Below are 21039 nucleotides of genomic sequence, written 5' to 3'. Positions count from 1 at the left end.
AGAGGAGACCACACAATGGCAGATCGCAGTTTGCGCGGTATGAGACTGGGTAGTCAGAGCCTGCAGAGCGAAGAGGGCGTCGAGTTCTCACCTCGGAAGAAGGCCGTCTATCAGACCGAGGACGGGACCACCTTCGAGATGGTGTTCGCCGCCGAGGCGGAGATCCCCGACATCTGGCAGTCGCCGAAGAGCGGTCGAGAGGGCCGGCTCCTGTCGGCCGACGGCAAGCCCGTCGAGATCGACGAGGCCGATGTCAAGGTGCCGAGGTCGCACTGGGACATGCTCCTCGAGCGTCGCACGCGCGACGAGCTCGAAGAGCTGCTGCAGGAGCGCCTCGACTTCCTGCGGGCTCGCAAGGGCCAGGTCAAGATCGGGGCCTGAGTCGCCCCGTCTCGAGATCAGCGGACGAGAACGGCTCCGTCGGCACCCCGCAGGGTGGTGACGGGGCCGTTCTCGTCGTCGTGGGCACGACGGCGACCGAGGAACAGCCGGGACATGATCAGCATGGCGAGGCCGAAGAACGCCACGAAGAGCTCGATCGCCCGGCTCGCGACGACCGCGGGAGTCGTCCCCGTGCCCAGATCGACCTCGGTGACCATCGTGCCGGCCTCGTAGTCGGCGGTGCCGTCCACGACGTCCCCGTGGGCGTCGATGACCCGCGTGGACGCGACCGTCGACACGTTGACCACCGATCGAGCCGTCTCGATGGCCCGCATCTTCGCGATGGCCAGCTGCTGCTCGTTCTCGTCCGTCTGGCCGGGTCGCGACCCGAAATCGGCGTTGTTCGTCTGCGCGATGATGACCTGGGCGCCCTGGTCCATCATGTTGGTGATGAGCTGGTCGTCGACGATGTCGAAGCAGATCGAGATGCCCGCCACGAAGTCGCCCACGTCGATGGCCTCGTCTCGGGTGCCCGGCGTGTAGTCACGGGCGATGAGATCGATCAGGTCGGGGGCGAAGGGTCGCCAGAAGGCGCGATCGGGGACGTACTCGCCGAAGGGCACCGGGTGCTTCTTGTCGTACTGGCCCTGGACCTCGCCGTCGTCCCACAGGATCGACGAGTTGTAGGTCGTCTCGCCGTCGTCCGACTGGGTGATGACCCCGGAGAGGAGCGGCGCGCCGTAGCCCTGCGTGATGGCGTCGAAGACGTAGCGTCCGAACTCGTCGCGGGTGGGGTCGCGGTCGCTCCCGCCCTCCGGCCAGACGACGAGGTCGAGGTCGTTCGCCGTCGGGTCGACGCCCTGCATGGCGAGCACCTGGGCGTCCGTCAGATCGCCGTAGGCCCGGTCGGCCGAGTCGAAGTAGCCGGCCTTGCCGTTGCCCTGGACTCCGGCGATCGTGGCCGTCCCGTCGGTGAACGTCGGCCAGGCGGGGACGGCGAGGGCGGCGGCGACGACCGTCGCCCCGGCCAGGAGGCGCGTGGACCCTCGGACGGTGCTGAGCATCGCGAGCTCGATCAGCGCCGCCACGATGGCGACCATGAGGAAGCTCAGACCCGAGATGCCCAGGTACGCGACGAGACCGCCGAACGGGCTCTCGGACTGGCTCAGAGCGACCCTGCCCCAGGCGAATCCGCCGTAGGGCCAGTTGCCGGCGACGAACTCGCGCAGGGTCCACAGGCCGGCCACCACGACCGGGAGGAGGAGCGCGCGACCGAGCGTGCCGGGCCAGACCCGGGGCACCCACCGGTAGGCCAGGGTCAGGAGCACCGCTCCCCCGGCGAAGAACAGCGCCTCGAGCGTGGACAGCGCCGCCCAGGGGACGATGCCGAGGAACAACGTCGCCCATTGGATGTGCAGGAGATAGAACGAGAGCCCGGCGACCAGGCCGACGAGGAACGCGCCGCCGGCACGTCTGCCGCGGAGCGCCAGCAGCACGAAGCCGATCCCGACGAAGGTCAGGGGCCAGACGTCGCCGTCGGGGAACCCGGCGTCGAGCACGGGCCCAGCGCCGAGCGCGACGATCAACGCCGACCAGAGGGGCAGTCGGAACTCGGTCACACGGGTGGGCACCTGAGGATTCTAGGTCGCCGAGGCTGGGAGACCCGCCTCCCGGTCAGACCGCCGAGTAGGACACGATCCCCCGCCGGACCGCGTCGAGGGCCTGCCGGGCGGTGGGGCCGACCGGCAGGTCGGCCACGACGGACAGCTGATCGAGCAGGTCGATGGTCTGCTTCGTCCAGCGGACGAAGTCGCCGGCGGCGAGCTCGGCGTCTTCCAGGACGGAGTCGAGGCTCGCGCCCCTCGCCCACCGGTGCATCGCCAGGGCGAGACCGGGTGCGGGCGGGATGCTGCCGGGGAGCCGGTGCTCCTGCTCGAGGTCGTCGAGCTCGGCCCAGAGCTTCTGGGTCTCGTCGAGGGCGGTTCGAAACTCCCCGCGAGGGAGGAACCGCTCGGAGACCATCCCCTCGTCACGACGCGGCTCGTACACGAGGGTGGCCGCCATGGCCGCCATCGACGGCACGTCGAGCATGTTCCACAACCCGAGGCGGAGGCTCTCGGCCACGAGGAGGTCGCGATCTCCGTAGATGCGGCGGAGGGTCCGGCCGGCCGGGGCGACGTCGACCTCGTCGGTCCTCGAGAGCCGGCCCGTGCCTCCCCGGCTCGATGAGGCCCCCGAGGAGGCGCGGGGGACGAGATAGCCCCGGTCGAGCAGCACGTCGGTCACCCGGTCGAAGACCTTGGCGACGGCCCCCGTGCGGCTGCGGATCTGAGCCGAGAGCTGATCGGTCTGCTTCTTGAGCTTGAACCAGCGTTCGGACCAGCGGGCGTGCTGCTCCCGGTCCGGGCAGGCGTGGCAGGGGTGCTGCCGCAGCTCGCGACGCAGGTCGCCGAGTCGGCGCTGGCGCTTCTCGTGCTCGCTGCGCGACTGCGCGTCGGCCCGGGCGGCGCCCTGCTTCTCGAGGTCGCCGAGCTCACGCCGGATGAGGGTGTACTCGCGGAAGTCGCCGAGGTGGCATTGCATGCTGCGCGCGTAACCGTCGAGGCTCTCCTGCTGCGTGCGCACCTTGCGGGCGAGGTCGACGACGGCGCGGTCGGCCTGGAACTGGGCGAAGGACGTCTCGAGGACCTCCCGCGTGCGCGAGCGGCCGAACTGCTCGATGAGGTTCACGGCCATGTTGTAGGTCGGCCGGAAGCTGGAGTTCATCGGGTACGTGCGCCGTGACGCCAGCGACGCCACGGCCTGGGGATCCAGCCCGGGCTGCCACTGGATGAGCGAGTGGCCCTCGACGTCGATCCCGCGGCGGCCGGCGCGCCCGGTGAGCTGGGTGTACTCCCCCGGAGTGATCGGCACGCGCGCCTCGCCGTTGAACTTCTCGAGCTTCTCGAGGACGACCGTGCGAGCCGGCATGTTGATGCCGAGGGCGAGCGTCTCGGTCGCGAAGACGACCTTGACGAGCTTCTTCTGGAACAGCTCCTCGACGACCTCCTTGAACGCCGGCAGGAGGCCGGCGTGGTGGGCGGCCACACCGCGTTCGAGTCCGTCGAGCCACTGCCAGTAGCCCAGGACCGCGAGGTCCTCGTCGCGGAGGGTGCGGCACCGGGCCTCGACGATCTCGCGGATCTCCTGGCGCTGGTCGGAGGTCGTCAGGCGGATGCCCGAGCGCAGGACCTGCTTCACGGCCTGGTCGCAGCCCACGCGGCTGAAGACGAAGAAGATGGCCGGCAGGAGGTTCTGGTCGTCGAGCATCTCGACGATCCTCCAGCGGTCGAGACGACCAGGACCGTGCTGCATCGGCGGGACAAGATGACCACGCGAGCCGTGCGAGCGGCCGTCGCCGCGCCTGCCCTGGCCGCCCTTCCGCGACAACGACGTCGCCCGGAGCAGCTCGGGGTTCACCCGGTTCGTCGCAGCCTGCCCGCTGGAGTCGAACAGGTCGAGGAACTTGCCTCCGACGAGGACGTGCTGGTCGAGCGGCACGGGTCGGTCCTCGGAGACGATCACGTCGGTCCCGCCGCGGACGGTCTGCAGCCAGTCGCCGAACTCCTCCGCGTTCGACACGGTGGCGCTCAGGGACACCAGCCGGACGTCGAGCGGGAGATGGATGATGACCTCCTCCCACACGGCGCCGCGGAACCGGTCGGCGAGGTAGTGCACCTCGTCGAGGACGACGTACCGGAGGTCGTCGAGCATGTCGGAGCCCGCGTAGACCATGTTGCGCAGGACCTCGGTCGTCATGACGACGATGCGGGCGCGCGAGTTGACGTTCGTGTCGCCGGTGAGCAGACCCACCTCGGAGGCGCCGTACTCGGCGACGAGCTCCTGGAACTTCTGGTTGCTCAGGGCCTTCATCGGGGCTGTGTAGAAGACCTTGTCGCGGGCGTGCTGCATGGCGAGATGGATGGCGAACTCGGCGACGAGGGTCTTGCCGGCTCCCGTCGGGGCCGCCACGAGCACGCTGTTGCCCTGCTCGACCGACTCGCAGGCCGCGATCTGGAAGGGATCGAGCGCGAACCCGAGTCTCGACCGGAACGACTGGAGCTGCGGGGTGCGGACGCGCGTCTTCGACGCGGCGAATCGTTCGGCCGGGCTCGGAGCGCTGCTCATGAGGTCATCCTGTCGCGAGTTCGGCGTCGAGGGCGGCGGCCTTCTTGGCCGCTCGACGGTCGTGGATCCAGGCGACACCCGCGCCGGCGAAGTACAGGACCAGCATCGGGATCGCGAGGAGGAACATGGAGAAGACATCGGCTGCGGGCGTCGCGATGGCCGTGAAGAGCGTGATGAGCAGGATGGCGACGCGCCAGCCCTTGATGATGGCCGCGGCCGAGATCACGCCGACGAAGTTGAGGAGGACGAGGAAGACCGGCAGGACGAAGGCGATGCCGACCGCGAGCACGAGCTTGAGGACGAAGTCGTAGTACTGCTTCGCGTCGATGATCGCGGCATCCTGCTGGGCGGCGAAGCCGGTCAGCACCTCGACGATGTGCGGGAGGACGAAGAGGCCGCTCACGCACCCGAGGAGGAAGAGCGGGATCGCCGTGCCGATGAAGCCGATGGCGTAGAGCTTCTCGCGACGGACGAGGGCCGGGACGATGAAGGCCCAGATCTGGTACAGCCAGACCGGGCTCGACAGGATGACGCCGACCGTGACCGAGATCTGGATCCGGAGGTCGAAGCTCGAGCTGACGCCCGGGTAGTTGAGCGTGGCCTCGCGTGACCTCGCCTCGGCGATGCGGGTGACGGGCTCGCGGAGGAAGTCGAGGACGAACTGGGAGAGGAACCACCCCGCGATGCTCGCGAGCACGAGGGCGAGGGCGGCGATGAACAGCCGCTTGCGGAGTTCGACGAGATGCTGGCCGAGCGACATGCGACCGTCTTTGGTGCGGCCCTTGGGCTGCTTCTCTTCTCCGCTGCGGCCACGAGTCGTCGTCGTGGCCACGGATCAGGACTTCGGCGGGAGGTCGCTCTGCGACGGACGGACCGTCGTGCCCTCTGCCGTCGACCGCGTGGACGTGTCGTCACGACGGACGGAGTCGTCTGCCGGTGCCCTGTCGTCGTCGCGGACCTCGTTCTTGAAGATCCGCATCGACTGGGCGATGCTCTTCGCGAGGGCCGGCAGCTTCGGCGCGCCGAAGAGGAGCAGGATGATCGCCAGGACGATGATCAGGTGGAATCCGGTGAGATTTCCGAGCATGAGGTGTTCTCCTTGCGGGGCAGGGGAATGGCCAGTCTAACCCCGCCGCGTCTCCCCCGAGCCGCCCTGCACCGACTCGTCAGGATTCCGTCGCGGCGGCGTCGTCGTAGTGCGACAGCGCCCGTGCCGCCCAGTCCGAGACCGCCCTCCGTGCGCCCTCGGGGGCGACGACCTCGGGATCTCCGGGCAGGCCGGCGACGAGTCGGGCGACGGTGCCGAACTGGCCGACGCGGACCCGGAGTCTGCTGCGTCCGTCGCCGAGGGCCTCGACGTCGTCGGGGGCGTAGTCGGCGAGGAGCGCGGCCGCGGCCGCGTCGATCTCGATGGCGACGGTCTCGTCGGTCGGTGAGCCGGCGAACAGCGTGTCGGGCAGCGTGACGTCGGAGGCGCGGAACGTGATGGGCTCGTCGGTCAGGCCCGGGCGGGCGATGCGATCGAGTCGGAAGGTCCGGAGGGCCCCTCGCACGTGGTCCCAGCCGCGGAGGTACCAGTCGGCGTCGAGGGACTCCACGCGGAGGGGATCGATGCGGCGACGCTCGACGACGCCCCGGACGCCCGCGTAGTCGAACTCGAGCTGGACTCCCCGCTCGACCGCGCGCTGGACGAGGGAGAGGACCTCGCTCGTCTCGCGCTGATCGACGGCGACCTGGCTCGGGGCGCCCGCGGTGCCACGGGACAGCTTCGACATCAGCGTGGCGATGGCATGACGGTCGGCGTTCTCGGGAAGCGACGACAGATACTGCAGACCGGCGATCAGCGCGGCGGCCTCGCGTGCGGAGAACCGGGGCGAGTCGTCGATGGCGACCATGTGCGTCAGGACGATGACGTCGTTCTGCTCGAAGTCGTCCCAGGCGATGTCGAAGAGGTCGCCGTGCTGGTACTGGTCGGTCTCGCCGGGGACGCCGGAGACCGCGATCAGCTCCACCGCGCGCCGGATGTCGACGACGGACACGCCGAAGTGCTCGGCCGCCTCGGCCACGCCGACCCGCTCGCGATCGATCAGGTACGGCACGAGGGAGAGCAGGAACGCGAGCTTGTCGGTCGCGTGGAGGGCGGGACGGCGCTCAGCCACGGTCGCCTCCGGACGGGCTCGGGTCGGCGGAGTGGACGTCGAGGACGCGTAGGAGGCGCGACACGACGAGGTCGCGGAGCTCGGCCGGTTCGAGCACGGTCACCTCGGGGCCGAACGACGCCAGTTCGTCGGCGAGGATCTGCTGGTCCGAGTAGTGCACGATCAGGACGTCGTCGTCGCGGATCCCGGTCGAGAGCCGCTTCGTCAGCCTGGTCTCGGCGTCCGAGCCCGGCGTGACGCGGATCGTCGCCGTGCGAGCGGCCCACACCTCGTCGAGAGCGGCCAGCGCCGCGTCGGCGGTGGCGTCGGCCGGGCGCTCGAACGCGATCGAGGTGACCGAGACCGGACCGATGATCCGGGACAGGAGGAAGGTCTTGCGGAGCCCGGTGTCGGCCTCGATCGACGCCGCCATCCACCGCCCCTGGTGCTGGACCAGCGCATACGGCGCGACCTCGCGCCTCCTCGGCTCGGTCTCGCCGGGTTTCAGGTACTGGAATCGGACCAGGACACCTCGGTCGAGGGCGTCGCGGAGGGGTTCGAAGGCCGCGTCGCGGGCGCGGATCCGAGGCGCGTAGTCGAGCTCGGGCACCGTGGCCGTGCCGCCGAGCGAGCGGAGTTTGAGCAGGGCGCGACGACTCTCGCCCGACAGGGTGCCCTCACGCCAGACCATCGCGGCCAGGGTGAGGAGAGCGGTCTCCTCGGAGGAGAAGGAGATGTCGACCGGGAGCTCGTAGGCCCCCCGCGGGATCCGGTAGCGGAGCATCTGGTTGTTGCCCGCCGCGGCGGGATCGTCGAGCGTCTCGAGAGGCACGCCGAGATCGCGGATGTCGTCCTTGTCTCGTTCGAACTGCCGCTCGAGAGCCGCGTTGTCGCCCCGCGACGAGTACTTCTGGCGGTACCCCTGGACGGTCGAGAGGATCTCGGACTTGGTCAGGCCGGGCTCGGTCGCGAGGAGCGCGAGGACCAGGCTGAACAGACGCTCTTCGACGGGGACTCGAGGGGCGCGGGCGGCGGACACGGAACGATCCTAGGCCACGGTCGGGAGGAGGGCTCCCGACCGTGGCGCGCAGGACGGACCGGGCGTCAGAGAGCACCCAGGATGTCGAAGACGTACACGTAGGTGCTCGTGGCGTCGTCCGTCGCCGGGATCACCGTCATCACCTGGGAGCCGACGGTCTGGCCGACGAGGGCGTCGCGGAGCGGGGCCGGGAGCGTCGTGTCGTCGAGGGCCACCGTGGTCGCGGTGTCGCCGTTGGTCCAGGTGGACCCGGCCACGGTCGAGGGCTCGGCCCAGGTCACGGCGGTGAACTGGACGACCGCGGTCGAGTCGGCGGCCAGAGTGCTGCCCGACCCCTTGCGGACGAGGTGGGTCTGCTGCGTGGTGGGAGCCGGCTCGACCGGGACCGTGATGCCCGGGGCGCCGTCGGGAGCCGTCACGACGGCGGGGAGGCCGTCGGCCCCGGGGACGAGGCGGCCGTTGGCCTTGGCCAGGAACGACTGGCGGATGTCGACGACGGCCACGTAGGCGGCGTCGGGGTCGTCGTTCTGAGTGGCCGCCGAGCCGCTGAGCGAGGCCTGCAGCTCGGAGGCCTTCATGGTGACGACGACCCGGGAGCCGACGGTCGAGCACTCGAGTGCGTCGGCCAGGGGGGCGAGAGCGGAGCCGCCGACCGTGACGGGGTTCCCGATCGAGCCGTCGTAGCCGCTGTTCTCGACCTCGGCGCCCGTGCTGCCGTCGAAGAGCGTGTAGTCGATGAGGACGGGAGACCCGTCGACGAGACGAGCGCCGTCGCCCTCGATGAGCGTGGCGACCTCCGTCCGGGTGGTCACGATCGGACTCGGGACGGTCGCCTCGGGCTTCTCGCCGAACGAGCCGGTCGCGGTGACGACGGAGGCGGCGTCACCCGTCGCCGGGCACCCGGACGCGCCGGGGGCGGCGTCGGTCGCGCAGGCGGAGAGGGAGGCGACGAGGCCCAGGGTCACGACGAGTGCGGGGATCTTGCGCACGAGTCCTCATTTCGTTGCGGCGGCCGGACGGCCGGTGGGCGGCCGAGCCGCGCGGATGCGGGAACAGCCTAGTGGGGGTGGCGACGGGCGCGGGACCGGCCGCGGTCAGGCGGACGGGGTGTCGCCGTGGCTGCGCGCCGCGTCGTCCGCCTCGGTCGCGGCCACGGCGGCGTCGGCCGCCGACCGGGCCTGCCGGGCGGTCTTGCGCAGCTTCTTGTCGCTGGCCGTCCGGTCGCCGAGGGCCCCCGGGGTCCACAGCTCGACATCGTCGTCCGAGTAGTCGGACTTCGACGGGCGGCGTTTGAGCTGGGGCAGGACGGCGCCGGGCGCGAGGCGGCGGGCGGTGATGAGGAACCCGGTGTGTCCGATCATGCGGTGGTCCGGGCGGACCGCGAGACCCTCGACGTGCCAGCCGCGCACCAGGGTCTCGGACGCGTCGGGTTCGGTGAACAGACCGGAGGCCCGGAGCGCCTCGGCGACGCGGGAGAGCTGGGTCGCGGTGGCGACGTAGCAGATGACCAGACCGCCCGGCGTGAGCGCCTCGGCCGTCGCGTCGACGCACTCCCACGGGGCCAGCATGTCGAGCACGACGCGGTCGACGCTGCCCGCGGGCATCGTCGTCGGCAGCTCCTCGACCAGGTCGCCGACCGTGACGCTCCAGTTGGGCTGCTCGGCCCCGAAGAAGCTGACCACGTTGCCGGTCGCCACGTCGGCGAACTCCTGCCGCCGCTCGAACGAGGCCAGACGCCCCTGCGGTCCGACGGCCCGGAGCAGCCAGAGCGACAGCGCTCCGGAGCCCACGCCCGCCTCGACGACCGTGGCGCCGGGGAAGATGTCGGCGAACGCGACGATCTGGGCGGCGTCCTTCGGGTAGACGATCGCGGCGCCGCGGGGCATCGACATGACGAAGTCGCTCAGGAGCGGACGCAGCGCCAGGTACTCGTCGCCCGTCGTGCTGGCGACCACGGAGCCGTCCGGCAGACCGACGAGCTCGTCGTGCGCGATCATGCCGCGGTGGGTGTGGAACACCGCGCCGGGGGTCAGGACGATGGTGTTCATCTTGCCCTTGGGGCCGGTGAGCTGGACCTTGTCGCCCTCGAGGAACGGGCCGGACTGGCGACGGGTGGCGGTCATGCGGGGTGCTGCTTTCGTTCGGTGGAGAGGGTCGGGCGCCGGCCGGGACGCCGAGGAGACACGGGGCGGGGCCCCGAGGTCAGCTGTCGGTCGACCGCTGCGCGCGTGCCGCCGCACCGGCGGAGTGCAGTCGTCGGAGGTCGTCGAGCGTCGTGCCGACGAGGGTGGTCGCGCGGGTGTAGCCCCCGTCGTCGACCAGGGGCGCGGCGTGCTCGACGCCGAGGGCGACGGCACCCGCGGCGACGGCGGAGGCGAGCCCGGGCGGGGAGTCCTCGATGGCGACGCAGTCGGCGACGTCGACGCCGAGCAGCTCGGCGCCGCGGAGGTAGGCCTCGGGGTGGGGCTTGCTGTGCGCCACCTCGTCGCCGGCCACGACGGCGTCGAAGGCCGGGAAGTCGATGGCGGCGATCATGAAGTCGGCCATGCGGCGGATCGACATGGTGACCAGGGCCGTCGGGACGCCCTCCCGCTTGAGCTCGGCGAGGAGCTCGCGTGCTCCGGGGCGCCAGGGGACGTCGTCCGCGACTCTGGCCAGGACGGCCGTGGTCAGTCGGTCGATGATCTCGTCCTCGCCGAGGTCGACCCCGTGCCCCTGGATGACGCGGGCGGAGTGCCAGAGGCCGGTGCCGATCATGGCGTCGCCGTCTTCGCGGGTCCACGTGCCGCCGAAGGACTCGACCAGTTCGACCTGGCAGTCGTACCAGTAGGGCTCTGTGTCGACGAGGGTGCCGTCCATGTCCCAGAGGACGGCGGCGGGAAGGGATGCAGTCACGGGCACCGAGTCTACGGGAGGGTCCGTGCGGCGCCGCGCCCCGGGCCGTCGAGCCGCGGCGCACGGTCTACTGTGGAGGGTCAAGACGCCGGTACCGCATCATCGGCTCGAGAGGACACAGGTGACGAACACGTCGAACACGTCGAGCTTCGCGACGGGGCGCGTCCTCGTCGTCGCCTTCGAGGGCTGGAACGACGCCGGCGAGGCCGCCAGCGGCGTCGCCCGGACCCTCGTCGAGAACCTCGGCCTCGAGCCCGTGGCCGAGCTGGACGGCGAGCAGTACATCGACTACCAGTTCAACCGCCCGCAGATCGGGCTCGACGACGACGGCGAGCGGACCCTCGTCTGGCCGCGCATCGAGCTGCTCGCCGCTCCGGACGCATCCGGCGCACTGGCCGCCGCCGCCCCGACGACGGATGCCGAGGGCGAGGTGTTCGTCCTGCTCGGCGCTGAGCCGTCACGGAGCTGGCGCAGCTTCGCGTCCGAGATCGTCGACCTCGTCGACGTCCACGGTCTCACCTCGGTGGTGTTCCTCGGGGCGATGCTCGCCGACGTGCCCCACACACGTCCGATCTCGGTCTTCGTGAGCAGCGACAACGCCGAGGTCCGGGCCGAGCTCGGTCTCGAACGCAGCACCTACGAGGGGCCGGTCGGCATCCTCTCCGTGCTCGGCGACGCCGTCGAGACGGCGGGCGTGCCGACCCTCTCGATCTGGGCGTCGGTCCCGCACTACGTCCACAACGCTCCGTCCCCGAAGGCCACGCTCGCCCTGATCGAGAAGCTCGACGAGCTGACCGGGATCAGCGTGCCGAGAGGCGACCTCGAAGGCGAGGCCTCGGCCTGGGAGACCGGCATCGACGCCCTCGCCGCCGACGACGACGACATGGCCGGCTACATCGAGCAGCTGGAGCAGGCCCGCGACACGGTCGACTCCCCCGAGGCCAGCGGCGAGGCGATCGCGCAGGAGTTCGAGCGGTACCTCCGACGACGTGACGGCAAGGGCGACGACCCGAGGTTCCCGCCCGCCCCGTGAGCCGGGCGTCAGCCGGTAGCGACCTGAGCGGACGCGCCGGGGACGACCACGCCGTTCTCGTACGAGAAGACGACGGCCGCGGTCCGATCGCGGAGCTGGAGCTTCGAGAGGACGCTCGACACGTGGGTCTTGACGGTCGCCTCCCCCAGGAAGAGACGTGTCGCGATCTCGGCGTTGGAGGCTCCCTGCGCCATGCCGTCGAGGACCTCGCGCTCCCGTTCGGTCAGCAGCTCGAGCCGGGTGCTGGGGACGATGGCCGGCTCGGGGGTCTCGGCCAGGGCCCTGGCCACGACCGTGCGCGTCAGCTGCGGGCACACGAGCGCGTCCCCGCGATCGACGACGGTGATGGCCTCGAGGAGCTCGTCGGGGCTCGCGCTCTTGAGCAGGAACCCGCTGGCACCCGCCTGCAGTGATCGGAACAGGTAGTCGCGGCGCCCGAACGTGGTCAGGACGAGCACGGCGGGCGCCGAAGGCTGCGGGGCCTGGAGGATGCGGCTCGTCGCCTCGATGCCGTCGACCCCCGGCATCTCGACGTCCATGACGATCACGTCGGGCGCGAGGGCCTCGGCGAGAGACACCGCCTCGAGTCCGTCGTGCGCCTCGCCGACGACGTCGACGGCGTCGGACGTCTCGAGGATGCTGCGGAAGCCGGCCCGGACGAGATCGTGATCGTCGACCAGGAGGACCCGGATGCGACGGCGGGGCGGGGTCTCGTCGTGGTGCGAGGTGCGAGGTGCGAGGGCGATTCGACGTCATGGCCCACTCAGTATGTCAGAGGGTCAGCGGACGTGAGAATCCGTCATTCTCACGCGCGGCGGAGGTCGACTCCGAGCAGGGCCCGGACCGCGTCGACGTCGACGGACGACGAGGCGGCACCCGAGGTGATCCAGGCGTCCACGGCCGCGATCGCCGTCGGGGTGTCGAGATCGTCGGACAGTGCCCCTCGGAGTCGCGCGACCAGGCCGGACGGCGCCTCCTCGCGTTCCGATCGCGCGGCGGACGCCGCCCAGGCGAGCCAGGTCCCGAGTCGGGCCTCGGCCCTCTCGAGATCGGCGGCGAACCACTCCCAGTCGGAGCGGTAGTGGTGCGCGGCCACGGCGAGACGGACGGCCCGGGCGTCGTGCCCGGCCGCGACGAGCTCGCTGACCTTGACGAGGTTCCCGAGCGACTTGCTCATCTTCTCGCCCTCGTACGCCACCATGCCCGTATGGGCGTAGAGGTCGGCGTAGGTCTCGCCGCTGAGGGCCGCCCCGTGGGCGGCGCTCATCTCGTGGTGCGGGAAGACGAGGTCGCTGCCGCCTCCGTTGACGGTGATCGGCCCCGTCAGGGCCTGCTCGGCGATGACGGTGCACTCGATGTGCCACCCCGGTCGACCGGCGCCGATCGGGCTGTCCCACGACGGCTCGTCGGCCCGCCGACCGCGCCAGAGGAGCGGATCGAGGGGGTCGTGCTTCCCCGGTCGCCCGGGGTCGCCGCCGCGCTCGGCGGAGAATCTCATCATGGCGTCGGCATCCAGACGGCTCTCGAGGCCGAGGTGCCACGAGGTGTCCCGTTCGGCGACGCGCACGTCGAAGTAGACGTCGTCGACGTCGGAGTCGGCCGTGGGCACACGGTAGGCGAAACCCGAGTCGAGGAGGCGCGCGACGGCTCGGGCGACGTCGGTCACCACGTCGGTGACCGCGACGTAGTGCGTCGGGGGGATGACCCCGAGGTGCGTCATGTCGTCGCGGAAGAGCTCGGTCTGGGAGGCCGCGAGGTCGCGCCAGTCGACTCCCGTCGCCGCGGCCCGTTCGAGGAGCGGGTCGTCGACGTCGGTCGTGTTCTGCGCGTAGGTGACGTCGACCCCGGCGTCGATCCACACGCGGACGAGGGTGTCGAACGCGAGATAGGTCGCGGCGTGGCCGAGATGCGTCGCGTCGTACGGGGTGATGCCGCAGACGTAGAGCGACGCGGCCTGATCGACGACCCGCGTCTCGCGGCGCGTGCCCGTGGCCGTGTCGTGCAGCGCCGGCAGGCGGCCCGACCCGGGCAGGGTCGGCACGTCGGGGCGGGGCCAGGACCTCATGCCGACACCACTCCGGTGGCCAGCAGCACGATCAGCACGACTCCGAGGACGAGCCGGTAGGCGACGAACGGCATGAAGCTGCGCCGGGAGATGTAGTTCATGAAGAACGCGATCACCAGGAACCCGACCACGAAGGCCACGACCGTCGCGGCGAGCGTGAGGCCGAGCGAGTAGGGCCCCGGGTCGCTGAAGCTCTGGACGAGTTCGTAGAGTCCGCTGCCGAAGACGGCGGGCACGGCGAGCAGGAACGAGAACCGGGCGGCGGCCGGGCGGGTGTACCCGAGCGCCAGCGCCGTCGTCGTGGTGGCGCCCGACCGGGAGACGCCGGGGAAGAGGGCCAGGACCTGCGCGACCCCGACGGCGATGCCGTGGCCGTAGGACATGTCCTCGAAGCGCGCGGTCTTCCTGCCCAGACGGTCGGCGACGCCGAGCAGGATCCCGAAGACGATGAGCACGATGGCCACGATCCAGAGGGATCGGAACACCGAGCGGATGTACTCCTGCGCGAAGTAGCCCACCAGCACGATCGGGATCGTGCCGATGATGACCAGCCAGCCCATGCGGACGTCCGGGTCGGTGCGCGGGATCCTCCCCGTGACTCCCTGGAACCAGCGCACGACGATGCGCTTGATGTCTCGCCAGAAGTAGATGACGACGGCGAGCTCGGTGCCGAGCTGCGTGATGGCGGTGAACGTCGCCCCGGGATCGAACTCGACCGCGCTGTTCGGGTCGGAGAAGAAGAGGCCGACGATGCGCAGGTGCGCGCTCGACGAGATGGGCAGGAACTCCGTGAGGCCTTGGACGAGGCCGAGGAGGAGTGCCTGGAGGAGTTGCTCCATGCGGGGTGTCCTTCTGGTGCGGGGTGCTCAGTACGTCGCCAGCAGGTCCCGGAGGACGCGACTGCCAAAGGATAGTGCGTCGAGGGGGACCCGCTCGTCGACGCCGTGGAACATGGCGGGGAAGTCCATGCCCTCGTCGAGTCGCAGGGGCGCGAAGCCGTAGCCGGCGATCCCCAGCAGGCTCAGGGCCTTGTTGTCCGTCCCGCCCGAGAGCAGGTAGGGCAGGACGGGGGCGCCCGGGTCGTGGCGGTGCAGCGTCCGTTCGATGGCCTCGACCAGGGGGCCCGAGAACGGCGTCTCGAGCCCGATGTCGGTGTGCATCGTGACGATCTCGATGTCGTCGCCGACGAGGTCCTGGACCTCGGCGAGCACGGCGGCCTCCTGTCCCGGCATGCAGCGGATGTCGACCAGCGCCTCGGCCGTGTCGGGGACGACGTTGTGCTTGTAGCCCGCCGTCAGCATCGTCGGATTGGTCGTGGTCCGCAGCGATCCGCGGATGAACCCCCGCGCCGTCCCCGTCCGGAGGACGAGCTCGTCGGGCGAGACCTGCTCGACGTCGACGTCGAGGATCCGTGCGACCTCGCGCAGCAGGGAGGCCGTCGTGTCGGTGAGGGTGATGGGCCACTCTCGGCGACCGAGGGTCGCGACGGCCTCGGCGAGCCGTGTGACCGCGTTCGCCTCGATCATCTGGGAGCCGTGTCCGGCCGTTCCCCGAGCGATCAGCTTGACCCAGATGAGGGCCTTCTCCCCCGTCTGCAGGAGGTACGAGCGGCGACCGTCGATGAACGTCGAGTAGCCGCCCACCTCGCTGATGGCCTCGGTGGCCCCGTCGAAGAGCTCCGGGTGCTCGGTCACGAGGTGATGCGAGCCGAGGACTCCCCCGGCCTCCTCGTCGGCGAAGAAGCCGATCACGAGATCGCGGGCCGGGCGCTCCCCGGAGCGGAGGATGTCCCCCAGCGACGCCAGCATCATGGCGTCCATGTTCTTCATGTCGACGGCCCCGCGGCCCCAGAGGAGGCCGTCTCTCACGACGCCCTCGAACGGATCCACCGACCAGTTGGCGGGGTCCGCCGGGACGACGTCGAGGTGGCCGTGGACGACGAGTCCCGGCTTGGCGCGGTCGGCGCCCTCGACGCGGGCGACGACGCTCACGCGTCCCGGCTCGGACTCGAACAGCTGCGGGGTCAGCCCGAGGGCGCGGAGCTTCTCGGCGACGTAGTCGGCCGCGTCGGCCTCGCCGTTCGATCGGCCGCCGCCGTAGTTCGTCGTGTCGAACCGGATCAGGTCGCGGGCGATGGTCGCCGTCTCGTCGAGGTCGACGGAGTCGCCGTCGGTGGACCGGTCGGGTGTCGTCGTCATGTCGACCACGCTACCGCTCGCCCCTCCCGGCGCCGTGGTCACGACGACCCTCGAAGCCGTGCTAATGTTTCGTGGTCGGCTTCGGCCGGCACCATCCAGTCCGGGTGGCGGAAATGGCAGACGCGCTAGCTTGAGGTGCTAGTGCCCGTATAGGGCGTGGGGGTTCAAGTCCCCCCTCGGACACAGAGTCTCTTCTCGGAAGAGACTCGACGATCTGTGTTGAGACAGATGCTACTCGTAGCGACAGAAGGCCCGAACACCCCTGGTGTTCGGGCCTTCTGCTTCTCCCGGCCGTTCGCGTCGAGCGACCCTTCGTCGGCACCGCGGGCGTAGGGTCGCGGGCGACGAAAGGGTGGACACATGGAGTACGCACGACTCGGCACCAGCGGCCTGACGGTCTCGGCGGTGACCCTCGGATGCATGAGCTACGGGATCCCCGAGCGCGGCACCCACGAATGGAGCCTCCCCGAGGACGAGAGCCGCCCGTTCATCGCTCGCGCCCTCGAGCTCGGCATCACGACCTTCGACACGGCCGACGTCTACTCCGACGGGACCAGCGAGGAGATCCTCGGCCGGGCGCTGCGCGACTTCGCGACGCGGGAGGAGATCGTGCTGGCGACCAAGGTCCACGGCCGGATGCGTCCCGGTCCGAACGGGGCCGGCCTCAGTCGCGGGCACATCATGAGCGCGATCGACGACAGCCTGCGCCGTCTCGGCACCGACTACGTCGATCTCTACCAGATCCACCGCTTCGATCCCGAGGTGCCGGTCGAGGAGACCATGGAGGCGCTGCACGACGTCGTCAAGGCGGGGAAGGCCCGCTACATCGGAGCGTCGAGCATGTGGGCCTGGCAGTTCGCCTCCCTGCAGCACGCGGCCGACCTCGGCGGCTGGACCCGCTTCGTGTCCATGCAGGACCAGTACAGCCTCATCCAGCGCGAGGAGGAGCGCGAGATGCACCCCTACTGCCTCGACCAGGGCGTCGGCGTCCTCCCCTGGTCTCCGCTCGCTCGAGGCCGTCTCACCCGCGACTGGGATGCGACCACGGCGCGGACCGAGACCGATCGGTTCGGCCAGACGCTCTACCGCCAGCGGGAGGACGGCGACCGCCGGGTCGCCGACGCCGTGGCCCGGGTCGCGGAGGCGCGCGGCGTCCCGCGGGCGCAGGTCGCCTTGGCCTGGGTGCGTCAGCAGGACGCCGTCACGTCGCCGATCGTCGGTGCCACGAGGATGCGGCATCTCGACGACGCCGTCGCCTCGGTCGACCTCTGGCTGACCGACGACGAGCTGGACGCCCTCGAGTCGCCGTACGTCACCCGTGAGAACGAGGGCTTCTGATCCGGGATCACCGGGTCGGGCCTACTGTGAGCGGCACGAGCGGCGGTGACGCCGCCACGATCATCTCGACGGAGGCCATCATGGGCAACGACCACCACGGCAACGAACACGAGCACACCGAGCACACCGAGCACACCGAGTCGACCGGCGACGGCGGTCCGGCCTCCGTGACGCACGAGTCCACCACGACCGAATCCGCCGGTTCGTACGTCGACAGCGACATCCCGGAGGACGGCGACACGACGTCGACCAAGCACGGCGGCGGATCGGGAGACGACGAGGACGGCGAGTTCACCGACTCGGACATCCCCGCCGACCGCTGACCGTGTTCGTCGACCGCCGGGCCGAGGTGCACGGTACGGTCGACGCGGGAGGAATACATCTATGACAACGCGCATCGTAATTCTCGGCGGCGGTTCCGCCGGGCTGACCACCGCACTCGAGCTCCAGAAACGGCGACCGCCCCAGAACGCGAGCATCACGCTCGTCGACCAGGCGCCCTACTTCACCTATCAGCCGTTCCTGCCCGAGGTCGCCGGAGGCCACATCGCCCCGCGCGACGTGACCGTCCCGCTCCGCAAGGCCCTTCGCAAGACGAAGGTCGTGGAGGCGGCGGTCACCGGGCTCGACTCGGCGGCGAAGACCGTGTCCGTCACGACCGGCGACGGCGTCTCGAGCACCATCCCCTACGACCAGCTCGTCGTCGCCCTCGGCGCCGTCACCCGGACCTTCCCCACACCGGGGCTGGCCGAGAACGGCGTGGGCTTCAAGAGCGTCGAGGAGGCGCAGTACGTCCGCGACCGCATCCTCGGCAACATCGCCGAGGCCGCATCGGTCTCGGACCCGGCCACCCGGCGCAAGCTGCTCACCGTCGTGTTCGTGGGCGGCGGGTACACCGGCGTCGAGGCGATGGCCGAGCTCGACGACGCGGCCAAGGCCGCCATCGACTCGTTCCCCAACCTGTCGCGTGACGAGCTGCGTTTCGTGCTCGTGGAGGCGCTCGACCGCGTCGCCCCGGAGGTCGGACCCGAGCTCTCCAAGTGGACGCTCGGTCACCTCCGCTCGCGCGGCATCGACATCCGCCTCAAGACCACGATGCCCTCGTGCGTCGACGGCGACGTCGTGCTGAGCGACGGGGAGACGATCCCGGCAGGCACCATCGTCTGGACGGCCGGCGTCAAGCCGAACCCGGTCCTGGGGGACATGGGGCTGCCGCTCGGCCCGAAGGGGCACGTGAACGTCTCGGCCACCCTGCAGGTGCAGAGCGAGGACGGCGTCGTGCTCGACGGCGTCTGGGCTCTCGGCGACGGCGCGCAGGTGCCCAATCTGCTGAGCGAGCAGCAGCCGGCGTACTACCCGCCGAACGCCCAGAACGCCGTGCGTCAGGCGATCACCGTCGCCGACAACGTCATCGCCCAGCTCTCGGGGCAGCCGATCGCCGAGTACCGTCACGAGTCGGTCGGAACCGTCGCGAGCTTCGGCATCGGCAAGGGCGCGGCCAACATCAAGAACGTCCAGATGAAGAACATCCCGGCCTGGCTCGCGCACCGCGGCTACCACCTCTATGCGATGCCGACGCTGAACCGGAAGTGGCGCATCCTGACCGGGTGGATCACCAACTTCGTCGGGGGTCGCGACCAGACCCCGCTCGTCGGCATGAGCGACCCGCGGGCAGGGTTCCTCAAGGTGACCCCGTCCGTGTCGGCCGACTCCGGCTCGAAGAAGAAGAAGTAGTACGACCGGATCGATCTGCGGCTCAGGAGGCGCGTCCCGGGGAACCGGGGCGCGCCTCCTCGTTCTCCGGTCGCGTCGTCGACCGCCGCGGGAGGGTCAGCGAGACGAGGGCGCTCAGCACCAGCAGCGCCCCGGCGGAGCCGAACGCCACCGCGTACGACGTCGTGTCGACCAGGAACCCGGCGACCAGCGGCCCCGCGATGGCCCCGACATCGGAGCACATCGAGAAGACCGCGACCGGACGCCCGCCGCGACCCCCGGCCGCGTCGCCGACGAGGGCGGCCGGTGCCGTCCCCATGAACGCGGTGGCCACGCCGTAGACGGCGAGCAGGGCGCCGAGCACCACGATGTCGCGCGAGAACGCGACCCCGGCCAGCGTCACGCCGGCGACGGCGAACGCGCCGATCATCGCCGGTCGGCGGCCCACGGTGTCCACCAGGCGGGCCGCGGGTGCGAGGGCCGCGGTCTGAGCGACGGCGGCGACGGCGAACACGACGCCGGTCCACGCCGTGGTCCCCTTCAGGACCTCCACGACGAGCACGGGGACCAGCGCGCTCCGCACCCCGAGCGACGACCAGCCCTGCGCGAAGCTGGCGACGCAGGCGGCTCGGAACCGGACGTCGCGGACCACCTGGCGGAACGCCACCGGCGGCTCGGCCGCCACGGGCGCGCCACGGCCCCGCACGGGTCGCAGCAGGACCACGCCCACGACGCCCGCCACCACGAGCGTCGCGGCGTAGAAGAAGAACGGCGCCGTCAGCGAGATCGTGGCGAGCACGCCGCCGAGCGCGGGCCCGGCCATGCCCCCGACCAGGAACCCGCCCTGATAGAACCCGATGGCTCGCGCCCGATGCGATGCGGCCGTCGACGCGAGCAGCAGCGTCATGGCCGCGATGCTGAACATGGCCGAGCCGATGCCGCCGAGGCCACGGAGCAGCAGGAGCTGCGGGTACGTCTCCGCCAGCCCCGCGAGTCCGCTCGAGAGGGCGACGATCCCGATGCCGACCGAGAGCACGAGCCGCTCGCCGACGAGGTCGAGCAGCCGTCCGACGAAGGGACTCGCGACCAGACGCATCAGGGCGAACGCCGACAGCACCGCACCGACCAGGGTGTTGTCGACGCCGAAGCTGCGGGCGTAGACGGGCAGCACGGGCACGACGACCCCGAAGCCGACCATGACGAAGAAGGCGATCACCCCGAGGACGATCACGTCGCGTCCCAGGCGGACGCGGGGCGGCTCGGAGGGTGCGCCGGGCGCCGGGGTCGACATCCCCTCAGCGTACGTGCCCGCCCCGGGTCAGGCCGACGCGCCGGCCAGCGAGAACGGTCGCAGCAGGCCCGTGATCTCCTTCGCCGGCGGCGGCGCGTACTCCCCTCGCGGGCTGGTGCGCAGCCGGAGACGCACGAGGGATTCGGCGAAGGCGGTCGCCGCCCCGACCCCGTCGACGACCGGCACGCCGAGCTCGGCGGACAGGTCGTGGCACAGATCGGCCATCCCCGCGCAGCCGAGGACGACGGCCTCCGCTCCCCCGGCGAGCACGGCCCGGCACTCGTCGGCGACGACGCGTCGGGCCTCGGACGCGGGGTCGTCCAGGTCGAGCACGGCGATCTCGCAGGCGCGCACCTCGGTGCAGGCGGGGCGGAAGCCGTACCGGTCGACGAGCTCGCGGGCACGGCCCGTCGTGCGCTCGAGCGTGGTCACGACGCCGAACCGTCGCGCGACGAACGAGGCCGCGTGGAACGCCGCCTCGGCGATGCCGATCACGGGACCGCTCGCGAGCTCGCGCGCGGCGTCGAGGCCGGGGTCGCCGAAGCAGGCGATCACGTAGGCGTCGACGCCGTCGCGCTCGCCCTCGGAGATCCGCTCGAGCAGGCCCGGGACGGCCAGCGCCTCCTCGAAGTGGCTCTCGATCGAGGCGGGCCCCATCGACGGTTCGACCGCGGTGACCACGGTCGACGGCGAGGCGGCCGCGCGTGCGGCGACGCCGATGGACCGCGTCATGCTGCTGCTGGTGTTGGGGTTGATGATGCGGACGTGCACGGCGGGGCTC

20 protein-coding genes and 1 tRNA gene are annotated in these 21039 nt (G+C 70.9%); 6 read left to right on the top strand and 15 right to left on the bottom strand.

The genetic code is table 11. The annotated features are described in order from the left end of the window. Positions 1-15 precede the first annotated feature (15 nt). Positions 16-381 carry an RNA polymerase-binding protein RbpA gene (locus FFA01_RS01525; protein ID WP_146852260.1) on the top strand — a complete coding sequence of 122 codons (366 nt, stop codon included), beginning with the start codon at positions 16-18 and terminating at the stop codon, positions 379-381. 17 nt (positions 382-398) lie between these two features. Here FFA01_RS01525 and lnt read toward each other — a convergent pair whose 3' ends face one another. From lnt to FFA01_RS01480, 9 genes are all read right to left on the bottom strand, one after another. Further along, positions 399-2012 (bottom strand): apolipoprotein N-acyltransferase, encoded by a 1614-nt coding sequence (gene lnt, locus FFA01_RS01520; RefSeq protein ID WP_244289640.1) that lies wholly within the window; start codon positions 2010-2012, stop codon positions 399-401. A gap of 43 nt (positions 2013-2055) precedes the next feature. Beyond that, positions 2056-4548, bottom strand: a complete 2493-nt coding sequence (locus FFA01_RS01515) for a DEAD/DEAH box helicase (RefSeq protein WP_146852258.1) — start codon at positions 4546-4548, stop codon at positions 2056-2058. A 4-nt stretch (positions 4549-4552) separates the two neighbouring features. Beyond that, positions 4553-5308 carry a twin-arginine translocase subunit TatC gene (gene tatC / locus FFA01_RS01510; protein ID WP_146852415.1) on the bottom strand — a complete coding sequence of 252 codons (756 nt, stop codon included), beginning with the start codon at positions 5306-5308 and terminating at the stop codon, positions 4553-4555. Positions 5309-5383: 75 nt separating this feature from the next. Next, positions 5384-5635, bottom strand: coding sequence for a twin-arginine translocase TatA/TatE family subunit (gene tatA / locus FFA01_RS01505; protein ID WP_146852256.1), 252 nt, complete (start codon positions 5633-5635; stop codon positions 5384-5386). A 79-nt stretch (positions 5636-5714) separates the two neighbouring features. Next, positions 5715-6707: a helix-turn-helix transcriptional regulator gene (locus FFA01_RS01500; protein ID WP_146852253.1), complete on the bottom strand. Its 993-nt coding sequence runs from the start codon at positions 6705-6707 to the stop codon at positions 5715-5717. Beyond that, positions 6700-7725 (bottom strand): helix-turn-helix transcriptional regulator, encoded by a 1026-nt coding sequence (locus FFA01_RS01495; RefSeq protein ID WP_146852251.1) that lies wholly within the window; start codon positions 7723-7725, stop codon positions 6700-6702. The genes FFA01_RS01500 and FFA01_RS01495 overlap by 8 nt, the downstream gene beginning before the upstream one ends. Before the next feature lie 65 nt (positions 7726-7790). Then, the gene (locus FFA01_RS01490; RefSeq protein WP_146852249.1) at positions 7791-8714 is read right to left on the bottom strand and encodes an FKBP-type peptidyl-prolyl cis-trans isomerase; all 924 of its coding nucleotides are present in this window, start codon (positions 8712-8714) and stop codon (positions 7791-7793) included. 105 nt (positions 8715-8819) lie between these two features. Continuing rightward, the gene (locus FFA01_RS01485) at positions 8820-9848 is read right to left on the bottom strand and encodes a tRNA (adenine-N1)-methyltransferase (RefSeq protein ID WP_146852247.1); all 1029 of its coding nucleotides are present in this window, start codon (positions 9846-9848) and stop codon (positions 8820-8822) included. Positions 9849-9927: 79 nt separating this feature from the next. Continuing rightward, a complete protein-coding gene (locus tag FFA01_RS01480) occupies positions 9928-10620 on the bottom strand; it encodes an HAD family hydrolase (protein ID WP_146852245.1) in 693 nt (230 codons plus the stop codon). A 121-nt stretch (positions 10621-10741) separates the two neighbouring features. On the opposite strand from FFA01_RS01480, the gene FFA01_RS01475 reads away from it, so the two are divergent. Beyond that, on the top strand, positions 10742-11653 hold the full coding sequence (locus FFA01_RS01475) for a PAC2 family protein (protein WP_244289639.1): 912 nt from the start codon (positions 10742-10744) through the stop codon (positions 11651-11653). Between the two features lie 8 nt (positions 11654-11661). On the opposite strand, the gene FFA01_RS01470 is transcribed toward FFA01_RS01475, so the two are convergent. From FFA01_RS01470 to FFA01_RS01455, 4 genes are all read right to left on the bottom strand, one after another. Then, a complete protein-coding gene (locus FFA01_RS01470) occupies positions 11662-12333 on the bottom strand; it encodes a response regulator (protein WP_220478222.1) in 672 nt (223 codons plus the stop codon). 125 nt (positions 12334-12458) lie between these two features. Then, a complete protein-coding gene (gene mshC / locus FFA01_RS01465; protein WP_146852238.1) occupies positions 12459-13718 on the bottom strand; it encodes a cysteine--1-D-myo-inosityl 2-amino-2-deoxy-alpha-D-glucopyranoside ligase in 1260 nt (419 codons plus the stop codon). After that, positions 13715-14557, bottom strand: a complete 843-nt coding sequence (locus tag FFA01_RS01460; protein WP_146852236.1) for an undecaprenyl-diphosphate phosphatase — start codon at positions 14555-14557, stop codon at positions 13715-13717. The genes mshC and FFA01_RS01460 overlap by 4 nt, the downstream gene beginning before the upstream one ends. A gap of 27 nt (positions 14558-14584) precedes the next feature. Continuing rightward, positions 14585-15916 carry a M20/M25/M40 family metallo-hydrolase gene (locus FFA01_RS01455; protein WP_146852234.1) on the bottom strand — a complete coding sequence of 444 codons (1332 nt, stop codon included), beginning with the start codon at positions 15914-15916 and terminating at the stop codon, positions 14585-14587. Positions 15917-16014: 98 nt separating this feature from the next. On the opposite strand from FFA01_RS01455, the gene FFA01_RS01450 reads away from it, so the two are divergent. The 4 genes from FFA01_RS01450 (at position 16015) to FFA01_RS01435 (ending at position 18988) form a co-directional block, all read left to right on the top strand. After that, a tRNA-Leu gene (locus FFA01_RS01450) sits at positions 16015-16099 on the top strand. A gap of 177 nt (positions 16100-16276) precedes the next feature. Next, positions 16277-17254, top strand: coding sequence for an aldo/keto reductase (locus FFA01_RS01445; RefSeq protein ID WP_146852232.1), 978 nt, complete (start codon positions 16277-16279; stop codon positions 17252-17254). 26 nt (positions 17255-17280) lie between these two features. Next, complete coding sequence (locus FFA01_RS01440) at positions 17281-17577, top strand: hypothetical protein (RefSeq protein ID WP_146852230.1); 297 nt, start codon at positions 17281-17283, stop codon at positions 17575-17577. A gap of 61 nt (positions 17578-17638) precedes the next feature. Beyond that, positions 17639-18988 (top strand): NAD(P)/FAD-dependent oxidoreductase, encoded by a 1350-nt coding sequence (locus tag FFA01_RS01435; protein ID WP_146852228.1) that lies wholly within the window; start codon positions 17639-17641, stop codon positions 18986-18988. Positions 18989-19010: 22 nt separating this feature from the next. On the opposite strand, the gene FFA01_RS01430 is transcribed toward FFA01_RS01435, so the two are convergent. Further along, positions 19011-20258, bottom strand: coding sequence for an MFS transporter (locus FFA01_RS01430; protein ID WP_146852226.1), 1248 nt, complete (start codon positions 20256-20258; stop codon positions 19011-19013). 27 nt (positions 20259-20285) lie between these two features. Then, positions 20286-21029, bottom strand: coding sequence for an aspartate/glutamate racemase family protein (locus FFA01_RS01425; protein WP_146852224.1), 744 nt, complete (start codon positions 21027-21029; stop codon positions 20286-20288). Positions 21030-21039 lie beyond the last annotated feature (10 nt).

The organism is Frigoribacterium faeni (genome assembly GCF_007988805.1).
Classification (GTDB): domain Bacteria; phylum Actinomycetota; class Actinomycetes; order Actinomycetales; family Microbacteriaceae; genus Frigoribacterium; species Frigoribacterium faeni.
This window is presented reverse-complemented; position numbering and strand designations above follow the sequence as displayed.

Bases quoted from the DNA above. Each gene is read 5' to 3' on its own strand.
- tatC (WP_146852415.1), bottom strand. From the start codon at position 5,308: ATGTCGCTCGGCCAGCATCTCGTCGAACTCCGCAAGCGGCTGTTCATC.
- FFA01_RS01435 (WP_146852228.1), top strand. From the start codon at position 17,639: ATGACAACGCGCATCGTAATTCTCGGCGGCGGTTCCGCCGGGCTGACC.
- FFA01_RS01460 (WP_146852236.1), bottom strand. From the start codon at position 14,557: ATGGAGCAACTCCTCCAGGCACTCCTCCTCGGCCTCGTCCAAGGCCTC.
- FFA01_RS01485 (WP_146852247.1), bottom strand. From the start codon at position 9,848: ATGACCGCCACCCGTCGCCAGTCCGGCCCGTTCCTCGAGGGCGACAAG.
- FFA01_RS01430 (WP_146852226.1), bottom strand. From the start codon at position 20,258: ATGTCGACCCCGGCGCCCGGCGCACCCTCCGAGCCGCCCCGCGTCCGC.
- mshC (WP_146852238.1), bottom strand. From the start codon at position 13,718: ATGAGGTCCTGGCCCCGCCCCGACGTGCCGACCCTGCCCGGGTCGGGC.
- tatA (WP_146852256.1), bottom strand. From the start codon at position 5,635: ATGCTCGGAAATCTCACCGGATTCCACCTGATCATCGTCCTGGCGATC.
- FFA01_RS01525 (WP_146852260.1), top strand. From the start codon at position 16: ATGGCAGATCGCAGTTTGCGCGGTATGAGACTGGGTAGTCAGAGCCTG.
- FFA01_RS01515 (WP_146852258.1), bottom strand. From the start codon at position 4,548: ATGAGCAGCGCTCCGAGCCCGGCCGAACGATTCGCCGCGTCGAAGACG.
- FFA01_RS01455 (WP_146852234.1), bottom strand. From the start codon at position 15,916: ATGACGACGACACCCGACCGGTCCACCGACGGCGACTCCGTCGACCTC.
- FFA01_RS01445 (WP_146852232.1), top strand. From the start codon at position 16,277: ATGGAGTACGCACGACTCGGCACCAGCGGCCTGACGGTCTCGGCGGTG.